This is a genomic window from Cellulomonas jepli, from assembly GCF_047229345.1.
GTDB lineage: Bacteria > Actinomycetota > Actinomycetes > Actinomycetales > Cellulomonadaceae > Cellulomonas_A.
In genome coordinates, this window is the sequence record NZ_JBFTER010000048.1 from 1 (window position 1) to 12,980 (window position 12,980).

The following is a 12,980-nucleotide window of genomic DNA, read 5'->3' on the forward strand; positions in this document are numbered from 1 at the left end:
GCGGGCGCCGTCAGCCGTCGTGCGGGCGCCGGGGCGGGAGCGCGACGCGGTCGAGGTCGTCGGCGGCCGTGATCCGCGCCTCGGGCGCCGCCGACCGCGCCTGCTCCAGCAGCGGCGCGACGTCGACGTACCGCGACGAGAAGTGCGTGAGCACCGTCGTCCGCGCGCCGGACCGGGCCGCGAGCGCGCCCGCCTGCGCCGCGGTGAGGTGCAGGTACGTCTCGGCGAGCTCCGCGGTGTCCGCCCCGAACGTGCTCTCGACGAGCAGCAGGTCGACGCCGTCCGCGAGCTCCTCGGCGCCCTCGCACTCCGCGGTGTCCATGACCACGGCGACGCTCTGCCCGCGCCGCGGCACGCTCACGTCCGCGAGGCGTACGCCGCGCAGCTCGCCCTCGCGCTGCAGCCGCCCCACGTCCGGCCCGGTGATCCCCGCGGCGGCGAGCCGCTCCGGGACGAGCGAGCGCCCGTCGGGCTCGACGAGCCGGTACCCGTAGGTCTCGATCCGGTGCCGGAGCGCGACCACCTCGAGCCCCTCGGCGACCTCGCCCGGCCCGCCGTGCGGGCGCAGCCGCAGGTCGAGCCCGGGCGTCGCGAGGCCCACGAGCGCGCGCACCACGTCCTCGCCCGACGCCGGGTAGTGCAGCTCGACCGGCCGTTGCACCCCGTCGAGCACCATGCGCGAGAGCACGCCCGGCAGGCCGTAGCAGTGGTCGCCGTGCACGTGCGTGAGGCAGATGCGGGTGATCGCCGTGGCCGGCACGCCCGCGTGCGTGAGCTGGCGCTGGGTCCCCTCACCGGGGTCGAACAGGATGCCGTCCTGGTGGGGCGCGCCGTCCCAGCGCAGCAGGTAGCCGTTGTGGTTGCGGGTCCGGGTCGGCACGTGGGACGACGTGCCGAGGACGACGAGCTCACGCACGGGTGCCTCCGGCGGTGGGGCCGGACAGGGCCGGCGCGGGTGGGTCGAGAGGTTGACGGGCGGTGGTGCGGTGCGGTGCGGGCGCCGCTCGTCCTCGACGGCGAGAGGCCCGGCGCACCCGCGCGCGCCGGGCCCCTCATGATGCCGCGTGCCGGCTCAGCCCTTGACGCACACGATCGTGCGCAGCCGGGCGACGACCTCGACGAGGTCGGTCTGCGCCGCGATGACGGACTCGAGGTCCTTGTAGGCCCCCGGGATCTCGTCGACCACCCCGGCGTCCTTGCGGCACTCGACGCCCGCGGTCTGGGCCGCGAGGTCCTCGACCGTGAACCGCTTCTTCGCCGCGGTCCGCGACATCCGCCGCCCGGCCCCGTGCGACGCCGACTGGAACGACGCCGGGTTGCCGAGGCCGCGCACCACGTACGAGCCCGTCCCCATCGACCCGGGGATGAGCCCCATCTCGCCCGAGCCGGCCCGGATCGCGCCCTTGCGGGTCACGATCAGCTTGGCGCCGTCGATGATCTCCTTCTTGACGTAGTTGTGGTGGCAGTTGGTCGCCTCGTCGAACGCGATGTCCCGCTCCGGGAACGAGTCCCGGACGGCCTGCACGACGAGCGCCATCATCACCGCACGCGAGCGCGCGGCGTACTCCTGCGCCCACCACAGGTCGTTCAGGTACGCGTCCATCTGCGGGGTCCCGGCGAGGAACACCGCGAGCTCGCGGTCGACGATCCGCTGGTTGTGCTCGAGCGTCTTGGCGATCGCGACGTGCCGCTCCGCGAGCTCCTTGCCGATGTTGCGCGAGCCGCTGTGCAGCTGCAGCCACACCTGGTCGGACTCGTCGAGGCAGAGCTCGATGAAGTGGTTGCCGCCGCCGAGCGTCCCGAGCTGCTTGCGCGCGCGGGCCTCGAGCTGCTGGACCGTGCGGTGCAGGCCGCCGAAGCGGTCCCAGAACGCGTCGGCGCCCTTGAGCCGCTCACGGCCCGCCGGACCGTTCACCGGGCGGAGCCGGCGCAGGTCCACGGGCTCGTCGTGCGCGTGGAAGCCCACCGGGACCGCCTGCTCGATGCGCGTGCGGATCGCGTGCAGGTCGTCGGGCAGGTCCGCCGCGGTGAGGCTCGTGCGGACGCCGATCATCCCGCAGCCGATGTCCACGCCGACGGCGTTCGGGCTGACCGCGTCGCGCATCGCGATGACGCTGCCGACGGTCGCCCCCTTGCCGAGATGCACGTCGGGCATCACGCGCAGGCCCTCGACCCACGGCAGCGACGCGATGTTGCGCAGCTGCTGGAGAGCCTGCGGCTCGACCTCGTGCTCGTGGGCCCACATCAGGGTGGGTGCGGCGGTTCCGGCCAGGGCGACCGGGAACGGGCTGGACATCATGACCTCCTCGGGAGAGGCCGACGGTAGGGGCGGGCGCCCACGCGGGTCGACGTCAATATCGTCCGACGTCGACCCGCGGGCCGCTCACCGGCGCGCGCGGGCGAGCCGCTCCTCGCGCGCCTTCTGCTTCTGCGCCTGCATCTGCTGCTCACCCTGGAGCGTCGCCTGCTCGACCCAGGTCAGGGGCCCGCCGGCGTCCGGCGCGCGGAACACCTGGCCGTACCGGATCCGGCTGAAGACGTCGACCATCCGGGGCTCCAGGTACCCGATCGTGACCCGCCCGAGGAACCACGACGCCGCGACCCCGTTCAGCACACCGGTCACGACGGCCACGGCGAGCGGTCCGGGTCCGCCCGCGCTGACGGCCCACACGATCGCCGCCGCGGTCGGCGCGACGGCGACGACGACGAGCAGCAGGACGACCCAGACGTGCAGCGAGATGTTCCCGTTCGCGTCGTTGGGGCCGACCCGGCGTCGAGGGTCGACGCCGGGCGAGACGCCCACCGCCGAGACGAGGATCGCGGACCCGACGGCCGCACCGAAGACGGCCGGCATCGCCGCCACGAGGACCGGGACCACCCACCAGCTCCTGGCCAGCAGCACGAACACCACGCTGACGACCAGAGCGCGCGGCACGAACACGAGGAGCATCGCCCACTGACGCCCGCGCACGTCGGCCCGGACGGAGCCGGCGCTCTCCCCGACCACGTTCTGCCAGACCGCCGAGCCGTCCTGGCCGTACACGTTGCACCCGCTGAGCCCGAGCATGAACGCGACGATCAGCCCGGCGAAGGCCGCGACCGGTGCTGTGTCCTCCCCCACGAGCGCGAAGCCGCCGATGGCCGCGCCGGTCCACACGGCCGTGCTGCTCTCGAGCGCACGCCACGGGTCCCGGCGCCACTGCCGCACCTCCTTCGCGGCGACCGCCCCGGTCGGGGTCGCCGGCAGGAGGCCCCCGCCGGCGACGAGGCGCACCGAGCGCCGGCGGCCACGACGGCGTGAGACCGCCGCGCTGCGCGGGGTCAGCAGCGGGATGGCGGCAGCCACGACCAGGAGGTCGAGGGCCGCGAGCGCGAGCAGCACGCCGCCCGCGCCGAGCCAGTCCCCGGCGGCCGCGCGCTCGACCGCGTCGAGCACCCAGGCGCTCGGCAGGGCGTCGAGCACCGTCGTGACAGGCCCGGCCGGGAGGCCCTCCTGGAGCAGACGCGGCACGCTCTGCACGACGACCTGGACCACGATCCAGCCCGTGAACCAGACGGCGAACATCAGCCCGAACTGGACTCCCGCGATCTCGATGCCGAGCCTCGTCCGCATCGCGGCCCCGAGCAGCCCGTACACGAGGCGGGAGGTGACGACCACGAGGACCCACGTGAGGGGCGCGCCGATCAGCACCACGACCACGGCGGCCGGCGCGAGGGCGAACGCGTGCACGCCCGCCGCCAGGAGCGCGAGGAGGACGATGCCCGACGCGACGCTGACGAAGACCGAGGCGAGCAGGCCCCGACCCAGCGTCGCGCGCGGGATCGGGAGCAGCGCGAACCAGTCGGCCCGCACGCTCCCCGCCCCGCTCATGAGCACCGGACCGATCGCGCCGCCGAGCCACCAGCACGCGAAGGCGAGCGCCAGGACCTCGTGCCGCACGCCGTCGTCCGTCGCGAGCGCAGCACCGGCCCAGGTCCCCACGACGAGCAGAGCACCCGCGGCCCACCCGACCCGGCGCAGCCCACGGGAGCTGTTGCGGAGCAACGTCAGCTTGAGCGAGATCAGCCCCCGATCCACGTCAGCTCCTCCTCCGCCACGTCGGCGCCCCCGGCCAGCTCCACGAAGCGGTCGTCGAGGCTCCCGCCCCCGCGGACCTCGTCGAGCGTCCCGTCGGCTGCCACCGCACCCCGCACGACGATGGCGACCCGGTCGCACAGCTGCTCGACCATCGCCATGACGTGGCTCGAGATCACGACCGAGCCGCCGCCCTCCGTGAAGCGACGCAGGATGCGCGTCAGGACCCGCGCGGAGACCGGGTCCACCGCCTCGTACGGCTCGTCGAGGACGAGCACCCGCGGTGCGTGCAGCAGCGCGGTCGCGAGGCCGATCTTCTTGCGCATCCCCGTCGAGTACTCCCCGACGAGCGTGCCGAGCTGCTCGGCCTCCTCGAGCTCGAGCACGCGCAGCAGCTCGGCGGTCCGGGCCGCGACCACGTCCCGGGGCAGGGAGCGGAACCGGCCCCAGTAGGTGAGCAGCTCGCCGCCGGTGAGCCGCTCGGGCAGCGCGAGCCCGTCGGGCAGGACACCCAGGCGCTGCTTGGCGCCGATCGGGTCGGCCCACACGTCGATCCCCTGGACGTACGCGGTGCCGGCGGTGGGCCGCAGGAGGCCGACCGCCATCGACAGCGCCGTGGTCTTGCCCGCACCGTTCGGCCCGACGAGGCCGTAGAAGGCGCCGGGCGGGACCCGGAGGTCGACGTCGTCGACCGCGACCTTGTCGCCGAACTCGCGGCGCAGGCCGCGCAGCTCGAGCGCCCAGGTGTCTGGTGCGGGGTGCGTCGTCGTCATGGACCCAGCGTGACCCCGCCACGCCGTCCGCCGCCTCGGCCGATCGGCCAGCCCGTGCCGCCGACCGGCCAGACCTCGCACCCGGGCGGTGACCCGCAGGTCAGGCGTCCGTACCATCGACGTCATGGCCGCGACCCGGGCGAGGAGGCGCGAGCGCGCCGGCCGCACGGTCCGGCGGCTCTCCCCGTTCGGGGTGCCCCGGACGCGCGCCCAGTGGGCCTCCGACGCCGCCCTGTTCGGCATCGCCCTCCTCGTCTGGTTCGAGCTCGGGTTCGCCAGCGCCACCGCCTACCCGGCGGTGCCCGACTGGTTCTGGCCGGTCGACCGGGCGCTCGGCCTCGTCGCGTGCCTGCTGCTGTGGTGGACCCGCCGGTTCCCCCGCGCGGCCGCGGTCCTCGGCGTGGTGCCGGGGGCGCTCGCGGTCTCGGCCACCTTCGCGGCGCTCGTCGTCGTGCACCGCGTGGGGCGCCTCGCGCGTCCGTCCTCCTCGGTGACGATCACGGCGGTGACCGTCGCCGCCGCCCTGCCGTACCACGCGCTCTTCCCGCTGCCGGGCATGCCGTGGCTCGTGTGGGTGATCGTGATCCCGCTGCTGTACGCGCTCGTGCTGAGCCTCGGGCTGCTCGCCCGGTCCCGCGCGCAGGTCGTCGAGGGCCTGCGCGCGGCGGCCGTCCTCGAGCGCGAACGGTACGAGGAGCGTCTGACCCTGACGCGCCGGGAGGAGCGGGAGCGGATCGCCCGCGAGATGCACGACGTGCTGGCGCACCGGGTCTCGCTGCTGTCGGTGCACGCCGGGGCGCTCGAGTACCGGACGCGCCCGGAGGTGCCGCCCGAGCGGTCGCCGAGCGCGCGTGAGGTGCACGACGCCGCCGTCGTCATCCGGGACAGTGCGCACCGCGCCATCGAGGACCTGCGAGAGCTGCTCATGGTGCTGCGGGAGGAGGACCCGGGGGCGTCGTCGGCGGCGACGCAGCGCCCGCAGCCGCGCCTCGACGACATCCACGCGCTGGTCGCGGAGGCCACGGGGGCCGGCGAGTCGGTCGAGGTGCGGGTCGACGTGCCGGCGGGCGAGGTCCGTGCCACGACGCAGCGCACGGTGTACCGCAGCCTGCAGGAGGGGCTGACGAACGCACGCAAGCACGCGCCGGGCGCCGAGGTGCGCGTCGCGGTCGAGTCCTCGGACGGCACGGTGCGGCTCGAGGTGAGCAACCCGATCCCCGTGGGGGTCACCGCCGCGGAGATCCCCGGCACCGGCCGCGGTCTCGTGGGCCTCGCCGAACGGGTGCGGCTCGAGGGCGGGCACCTCGACGCCGGGGTCCACGACGGACGTTTCCGCCTCGTCGTCGAGCTGCCGGCGGGTGGGCCGTGACGGCGCGCGCGCGACCCGGGACGATCCGCGTCCTGCTCGTCGACGACGACCCGCTCGTGCGCGCCGGCCTGCGACTGATGCTCGCCGGCGCGGGCGACCTGACGGTCGTCGGGGAGGCCGCGGACGGCGACGAGCTCGGCGCGGCGGTCGCCGCGCACCGGCCGGACGTCGTGCTGCTCGACGTCCGCATGCCCCGCGTGGACGGCGTCACGGCGCTGCGCGCGCTGCGCCGCGCGCCCGACCGAGGCCTCCCGGCGGTCGTGGTGCTCACGACGTTCCGCACGGACGCGGTCGTGCTCGACGCGCTGCGCGCCGGTGCCGTGGGGTTCCTGCTCAAGCACACCGCCCCGGACGCGATCGTGGAGGCTGTCCGCACGGCAGCCGACGGTCAGCCGACCGTCTCGCCGAGCGTGCTGCACCAGCTCATCGAGCACGTCACTGCGCGGTCGCCCGCACCGGCGGCCGCTGCGCCCGACCTGCGCGACGAGGGGCTGACCGAGCGCGAGCACGCGGTCGCGATGGCGGTCGCCGAGGGGCTCGCGAACGCGGAGATCGCCGAGCGGCTGTTCCTGTCGGTCGGGAGCGTGAAGGTCCACCTCTCGAGCGCGCTGGCGAAGCTCGGGCTCGAGAACCGCGTCCAGCTCGCGATCCGCGCGCACGACTCGCGCACGCGCTGACCAGCAGGCGGACGCGGCCCCGCTCGCCCGGTCGCGGACGTGGCCGCGCATCCTGACGCCGGTGCGACATGAGCGCGACCGCCGCACTCCCGGACGGGCAGGATCGGTGCGTGCCCGGGCTCCTCGTCGTCACCGGTCCGCCGGGTGCGGGCAAGTCGACCGTGGCCGCCCTGCTCGGGGAGCGCCGCGACCCCTCGGCGCTCGTCGTCGGCGACGCCTTCTTCGCGTTCCTCCGCCGGGGGGCCGTCGCGCCGTGGCGGCCCGAGGCGCACGCGCAGAACCGGGTCGTGCTCGCGGCCGCCGCAGCGGCGACGACGCACCTCGTCGCCGGCGGGCTGCACGTCGTCTACGACGGCGTCGTCGGGCCGTGGTTCCTCGACCTCGTCGCCGGGGTCGTGCCGGACCTGCACTACGCGGTCCTGCTGCCGCCGGTCGAGACGTGCGTCGTGCGGGTCGCGTCCCGCACCGGGCACGGCTTCACGGACCCGGGGGCCGCCCGGCGGATGCACCGGGAGTTCGTGACGTCCGGCGTCGCCGCCCGCCACCTCCTGACGGACGCGGCGGCGGACGCGGTCGCGGTCGCGGTCGCGATCGACGGCCGCGTGGCCGACGGGTCGCTCCGCCTGGCGGGCGCCGCCACCCGCTGACGCGGTTCCGGACGCGGTCAGGCGGACGCCCGCCACACCACCTCGGTGTCGAGCAGCGCCCCACCGGGCTCGACCTCGGCCCCCTCGATCTGCCCGAGCACGATCTCCGCGGCCCGGCGCCCCATCAACCGCGCCGGCTGGCGCACCGTGGACAGCGCCGGCACGCAGCGCACCGCCCACGCGGAGTCGTCGAACCCGACGACCCCGACGTCGCCCGGCACGGACCGTCCCGCCTGCCGCAGCGCCTCGAGCACCCCGGCGGCGACCGCGTCCGAGGCCGCGAAGATGCCGTCGATCGCGGGCTCGCGGCGCAGCAGCTCGTGCGTCCCCTCGAGCCCGCTCGCGTAGGAGTACAGCGGGTGGTCGACGACGAGCCGGGGGTCGAAGCGCTCGCCCAGCGCGTCGCGGAACCCCGCGAGCCGGTCGGAGCCCGAGTCGCGGTCGAGCGCGCTCGCGACCATCGCGACCCGCTGCCGCCCGGTCCGCAGCAGCTCCTGGGTGACCGAGCGCGCGGCCGAGCGGTTGTCGATGCCGACGTACGGGATCGCGGGGTGGCCCGGCGGGTGCCCGATGAACACCGCGGGCAGCCCGAGCCGCTCGACGGCGCCCGCGATCGTGTCGTGCTGGCGGGCGGAGACGAGCACGGCGCCGTCGACGAAGCCGCCCTGCAGGTAGTCCGCGACCCGCTGGCTGTCGCGCTCCGAGTCGAGCACGAGCACGACGAGCTGGAAGTCCGCCTCGGAGACGACCTCGTTCGCGCCGAGCAGGATCGCGCCGATGTTCGGGTCGTCGAGGAACAGCTCGTGCGGCTCGTGCACCACGAAGCCGACGGCCCGCGAGCGCCGCGTCACGAGGTTGCGGGCCGCGGTGTTCTGCACGTACCCGACCTTGGCGATGGCCTTCTCGATCGCCTCACGTGCATCCGACGAGACGTACGACGTGCCGTTGAGCAGGCGCGAGACGGTGCCGCGCGAGACGCCCGCCTCGGCCGCGACGTCGTGGATCGTGGCGCGGCGCCGGCCCGGAGGAGGAGTCATGCGCCGAATGTAGCCGCGGGGACCGCTGGCGCCGCTCCGGCCGCCCCGTCCGGCGCCACGGCCTCGACCGCGAGCAGCACGGCGTTCTCCGGGGCGAGCAGCGGCGCCGCGACCCCGACGTCGACGAGCAGCCGCCCGGGCAGCGTGACCTCACCCCGGGCGAACCACGGCGGCGGCGCGGCCTGGACCTGGAGCGGTGCGGGCCCGACCGTCCGCACGCGGTACGTGCGGTCGGGGTCGAGGCCGACGAGCCGCACCGGGGCGGGCAGCGCGGCCTCGGCCGAGGCGAGCGCGACGACCGCGAACAGCGCCTCGCCGCCGTCGCGGGCGACGACGCCGTGCACGAGCACCCCCGGGTCGGCGGAGTCCGCGCGCACCACGCGCCCGGAGTGCAGCAGCGCGCGCCGGGCCACGTGCTGGGCGACCCACGCGCGCACGAGCTCGAGCTCCTCCGCGGACGCCGTCGTGAGGTCCCACTCGATGCCGGCGCTGCCGAACATCGCGGTCGCGGTCCGGAAGCCGGTGCTCGCCGTCCGGCCGGTGGTGTGGGCGCGCGGCGCCCCGAGGTGCCCGCCGAGGTACTCGGGCGGCACGAGGACGCCGGTCCAGCGCTGGATGTGCTGGCGCTCGAGCGGGTCGTTCGTGTCGGACGTCCACACCCGGTCGACGCGCTCGAGGATCCCGAGGTCGATGCGGGCTCCGCCCGAGGCGCACGACTCGATCTCGACGCCGGGGAAGCGGGCCCGGAGCTCGTCGAGGAGCCGGTACAGCGCGGTCGTCTGGCGGTGCGCCGAGCCGTGCAGCAGGTCGCGGTTGTGGTCCCACTTGAGGGAGGCGATCGGGTACTCGCCGAGCAGCGCCGCGAGCGCGTCCCGCACGTACGCGTAGGCGCCCGGGTCGCCGAGGTCGAGCGTGCGCTGGTCGCGCCACGTCGGCAGGGTGTCCCCGCCGACGACCCACTCGGGGTGCGCGCGGGCGAGGTCGGAGTCGGGGCTGACCATCTCGGGCTCGACCCAGAGCCCGAGCTCCATGCCCCGCGCGTGCACGCGCTCGGCGAGCGGGTGCAGTCCGTCGGGCCACGCGACGGGGTCGACCGTCCAGTCCCCGAGCGCGCGCGTGGCGTCGGTGCGCCCGCGGAACCAGCCGTCGTCGAGCACGAACCGCTCGACACCGACGTCGGCGGCGAGGTCGACGAGCCGGTCGAGCGTCGCCGCGTCGTGGTCGAAGTAGACGGCCTCCCACGTGTTGAGCACGACGGGCCGCGCGCGCCGGATGGTCGACCACGACCGGACCCACGGGTGGAACCGGTCGGACAGCCCGTCGAGCCCGGCGTCGGACCAGGCCGCGACGAGCCACGGCGCGGTGTACCGCTCCCCCGGCGCGAGGCGCACCTCGCCGGGCGCGAGCAGCTCGCCGCCGCCGAGCACCGTCGCCCCCAGCGGCTGTCGCTCGGCCCACTGCCGCTTGTCGCCGCTCCACGCGACGTGCGTGGCCCAGACCTCCCCGGACCGGAACCCGAACCCGGGCGTGCCGGCGACGACGAGGAAGGGGTCGTCGTGGCCGGGGCGCCCGTGCCGCGTCTCGCGCGTCCAGGCACCGTGGCCGAGCGTCGTGCGCTGCGGACGCCGCTCGTGCGCCCACAGGCCGGTGAAGTCGAGGACCTCGCGCGCGCGGTCCGGCACGGGCAGGGTCGCGTCGAGCGACCCGACGACGAGCACGTCTCCCCCGCCGTTCTCGAGCGCGTGGCGGACGCGGAGCACGCCGTGCTCGGACAGCTCGACGTCCGTCAGGAGCGTGAGCCGCCCGCCCGAGCCCGTGAGGTGGAGCCGGACCATGCGGTCGCCCCGGTGCTCGACCTGGCTGAGCGCGAGCCCTGCGGCCGGCTCGCCGGAGCGCGACCAGAACCCCTCGACCCCGGGCCGCCCGGTCCAGCCCTGCTCGCGCGTCGGCAGGACCGACACCCGCAGCGGGGTGTCGATCGCGCTCGGCGGGACGGCCGGCACGAGCGCCTCCGCGAGCGCGGTGAGCGCGTCGTCGTCGAGCGGGCCGAGGTCACGCCCCCAGTGCAGGACGGCGGGCAGTCCACCGTCCTGCACCGGGGTGTCGAGCAGCAGGCTGGTGCCCGCCGCACGCAGGTGCACCGTCACGCGGTCACTCGGCGACCGGGATCGACTGCGACTCGAGCGTCGAGACCGTCGACTCCTGCGCGGACTCCAGCGACTCCAGCAGCGTCCCCGAGCCGGAGACCGCACCCTTGAAGCCGTCCGAGACGTCGGCGTAGACCTGCGTCATCGTCGGGCCCCACGTGAAGCCCTCGGGGACCTGCGTCGAGGCCTCCGCGAAGACGTCGTAGATCGCCTGGCCGCCGTAGAACTCGACGCCCTCCGCGAGCGCGGGCAGCTCGGCGCCGGCCTTCGTCGCCGGGTAGAGGTTCGCGCCCTCGTTGAGGAGCGTGAGCGCCTCGTCCGACGTGTTGAGCCAGAGCGCGAACTTCGTGGCCTCGTAGACGTGCTCGGAGCCCCGGAAGACCGCGGTCGACGAGCCGCCCCAGTTGCCGGCGACCTCGTCGCCCGCCTCCCACTGCGGCATCGGGGCGACGGCCCACTTCCCGGAGGTGTCGGGTGCGCCGCTCGCGATCGAGTTGGCGCCCCACACCGCGGAGACCCAGGTCCACGCGGCGCCGGTGTTGTAGGCGTTGTCCCACTCGCTCGTCCACGGCGGGACGCTCGAGACGAGGTCGCGGTCGATCAGGTCCTGCCAGTAGTCGGCGACCTGCGCCGACTCCTCGCCCGCGAGGTCGACGCCCCAGGCCTCGCCGTCGTTCGTGAACCAGGTGCCCCCGGCCTGCCACACGAAGCCCGCGAACTGGTTGACGTCGGACTGCGAGAAGTTGGTGATGTACCCGCCCGCGGCCTTGACCTGCTCCGCTGCCGCGGCGTACTCGGCCCACGTCGTGGGGACCGCGATGCCGTTCGCCTCGAACAGGTCCTTGCGGTAGAACAGCGCCATCGGGCCCGAGTCCTGCGGGATCGCGTACGCGTGGCCGTCCTCGCCGAAGCTGACCTGGTCCCAGGTCCAGCCGACGAACTCGTCCTGCGCGGCCATCACGTCGGCGCACGCCGCGAGGTCCGTCAGGCCGTCCTGGACGCGGAAGTTCGGCAGCGCGTCGTACTCGATCTGCCCGAGGTCGGGCGCGTTGCCCGCCTTGAGCTGGTTGAAGAAGTTCTGGTACGTGCCGCCGTTGCCGTTGGGGCCGGTCTGCACGGTCACCTGGATGTCGGGGTTCGCCTCGTTCCAGACGTCGACGACCTCCTCGATCCCGGGGATCCAGGTCGTGAACGTGAGCTCGACCGCGCCGTCGGACGGCTCGCAGGCGCCGGCGGCGTCGCCACCGGCCGGAGTGTCGTCGGCCGACGACGAGCAGCCGGCGACGAGGAGGGCGACCGCCGTGAGGGTGCCGACGCTGGCAGCCTTGGTGAGACGCATGGTTGTCCTTTTCTGTGGGGGGACGGCTCGGCAGGGGGCTGCCGAACGGGAGGGGGTCGGTCGACGCGTGCTCGTGCCGGCGGTCATTTGACCGAGCCGGCGCCCAGGCCGCCCCGCCAGAAGCGCTGCAGCAGCAGGAAGACGAGGATCAGCGGGACGATCGACAGGAGGGCCCCGACGAGCACGTAGCCGCGCAGCTCGGGGATCTGGTTCACCTGGGTGTTCCAGGAGTAGAGGCCGAGCGTCACGGGGAAGACGGCCTCGTCGCGGAGCATGATGAGCGGGAGGAAGAAGTTGTTCCAGATCGCGACGAACTGGAACAGGAACACCGTCACGAGCGCCGGGAACATGAGCCGGACGGAGACGGTGAAGAAGGTGCGGACCTCGCTCGACCCGTCGAGGCGCGCAGCTTCGAGCAGCTCGTCGGGCACGGACGCCGTGGCGTAGATCCGGGTCAGGTACACCCCGAACGGGCTCACGAGGCTCGGCAGGAAGACGGCCCAGAACGTGTTGGTGAGGTTGACCTGGCTGAAGATGAGGAACAGCGGCAGGGCGAGCGCGGTCGCCGGGACGAGGACGCCGCCGAGGACCACGTTGAAGAGCGCGTCGCGGCCGCGGAACCGGTACTTGCCGAGCGCATACCCGCACATCGCCGCGAGCACCGTGCCGAGCAGCGCGCCGCCCGCGGTGTAGGCGACCGAGTTGCCGACCCACCGCACGAAGATCCCGCCGTCGTAGCTCAGCAGCGCGCTGATGTTCTCGACGAGGTTCATGTCGGCGAACCACAACGGGTTCGTGCTCGTGAACTGCCCGCGGTCCTTGGTCGCCGAGACGAGCAGCCACCAGATCGGGACGAGGAAGTAGAGCGTGAAGACACCCATGACGAGCATCGCGCCGACGCGCGAGAGCACGTTCT

11 protein-coding genes are annotated in these 12,980 nt (G+C 74.7%); 3 read left to right on the top strand and 8 right to left on the bottom strand.

The features are described from left to right. Positions 1-10: 10 nt before the first annotated feature. The 4 genes from AB6N24_RS12570 to AB6N24_RS12585 form a co-directional block, all read right to left on the bottom strand. Positions 11-916, bottom strand: coding sequence for a ribonuclease Z (locus AB6N24_RS12570; RefSeq protein ID WP_412869740.1), 906 nt, complete (start codon positions 914-916; stop codon positions 11-13). 156 nt (positions 917-1,072) lie between these two features. Then, positions 1,073-2,296 carry an RtcB family protein gene (locus AB6N24_RS12575; RefSeq protein WP_412869741.1) on the bottom strand — a complete coding sequence of 408 codons (1,224 nt, stop codon included), beginning with the start codon at positions 2,294-2,296 and terminating at the stop codon, positions 1,073-1,075. Positions 2,297-2,383: 87 nt separating this feature from the next. Continuing rightward, positions 2,384-4,078, bottom strand: coding sequence for a hypothetical protein (locus AB6N24_RS12580; RefSeq protein WP_412869742.1), 1,695 nt, complete (start codon positions 4,076-4,078; stop codon positions 2,384-2,386). Continuing rightward, positions 4,063-4,848 (bottom strand): ABC transporter ATP-binding protein, encoded by a 786-nt coding sequence (locus AB6N24_RS12585; RefSeq protein ID WP_412869743.1) that lies wholly within the window; start codon positions 4,846-4,848, stop codon positions 4,063-4,065. The genes AB6N24_RS12580 and AB6N24_RS12585 overlap by 16 nt, the downstream gene beginning before the upstream one ends. Before the next feature lie 124 nt (positions 4,849-4,972). Between AB6N24_RS12585 and AB6N24_RS12590 the strand changes: the two genes are divergently transcribed. From AB6N24_RS12590 to AB6N24_RS12600, 3 genes are all read left to right on the top strand, one after another. After that, the gene (locus tag AB6N24_RS12590; RefSeq protein WP_412869744.1) at positions 4,973-6,217 is read left to right on the top strand and encodes a sensor histidine kinase; all 1,245 of its coding nucleotides are present in this window, start codon (positions 4,973-4,975) and stop codon (positions 6,215-6,217) included. Then, complete coding sequence (locus AB6N24_RS12595; protein WP_412869745.1) at positions 6,214-6,894, top strand: response regulator; 681 nt, start codon at positions 6,214-6,216, stop codon at positions 6,892-6,894. Before AB6N24_RS12590 ends, AB6N24_RS12595 begins: the two co-directional genes overlap by 4 nt. Before the next feature lie 110 nt (positions 6,895-7,004). Further along, a complete protein-coding gene (locus AB6N24_RS12600; protein ID WP_412869746.1) occupies positions 7,005-7,541 on the top strand; it encodes an ATP-binding protein in 537 nt (178 codons plus the stop codon). Positions 7,542-7,558: 17 nt separating this feature from the next. Here the strand turns inward: AB6N24_RS12600 and AB6N24_RS12605 are convergent, their stop codons facing one another. The 4 genes from AB6N24_RS12605 to AB6N24_RS12620 all read right to left on the bottom strand — a co-directional run bounded on the left by AB6N24_RS12605 (position 7,559) and on the right by AB6N24_RS12620 (position 12,954). After that, complete coding sequence (locus AB6N24_RS12605; RefSeq protein WP_412869747.1) at positions 7,559-8,578, bottom strand: LacI family DNA-binding transcriptional regulator; 1,020 nt, start codon at positions 8,576-8,578, stop codon at positions 7,559-7,561. Continuing rightward, positions 8,575-10,725: an alpha-galactosidase gene (locus AB6N24_RS12610; protein WP_412869748.1), complete on the bottom strand. Its 2,151-nt coding sequence runs from the start codon at positions 10,723-10,725 to the stop codon at positions 8,575-8,577. Before AB6N24_RS12610 ends, AB6N24_RS12605 begins: the two co-directional genes overlap by 4 nt. Before the next feature lie 4 nt (positions 10,726-10,729). After that, a complete protein-coding gene (locus tag AB6N24_RS12615; RefSeq protein WP_412869749.1) occupies positions 10,730-12,064 on the bottom strand; it encodes an ABC transporter substrate-binding protein in 1,335 nt (444 codons plus the stop codon). 83 nt (positions 12,065-12,147) lie between these two features. After that, on the bottom strand, positions 12,148-12,954 hold the full coding sequence (locus tag AB6N24_RS12620) for a carbohydrate ABC transporter permease (protein ID WP_412869764.1): 807 nt from the start codon (positions 12,952-12,954) through the stop codon (positions 12,148-12,150). Between the last annotated feature and the right edge of the window lie 26 nt (positions 12,955-12,980).

Excerpts from the sequence above, each read along its gene's own strand:
- AB6N24_RS12575 (WP_412869741.1), bottom strand. The coding sequence starts at position 2,296 with ATGTCCAGCCCGTTCCCGGTCGCCCTGGCCGGAACCGCCGCACCCACC.
- AB6N24_RS12585 (WP_412869743.1), bottom strand. The coding sequence starts at position 4,848 with ATGACGACGACGCACCCCGCACCAGACACCTGGGCGCTCGAGCTGCGC.
- AB6N24_RS12590 (WP_412869744.1), top strand. The coding sequence starts at position 4,973 with ATGGCCGCGACCCGGGCGAGGAGGCGCGAGCGCGCCGGCCGCACGGTC.
- AB6N24_RS12605 (WP_412869747.1), bottom strand. The coding sequence starts at position 8,578 with ATGACTCCTCCTCCGGGCCGGCGCCGCGCCACGATCCACGACGTCGCG.
- AB6N24_RS12615 (WP_412869749.1), bottom strand. The coding sequence starts at position 12,064 with ATGCGTCTCACCAAGGCTGCCAGCGTCGGCACCCTCACGGCGGTCGCC.
- AB6N24_RS12620 (WP_412869764.1), bottom strand. The coding sequence starts at position 12,954 with ATGCTCGTCATGGGTGTCTTCACGCTCTACTTCCTCGTCCCGATCTGG.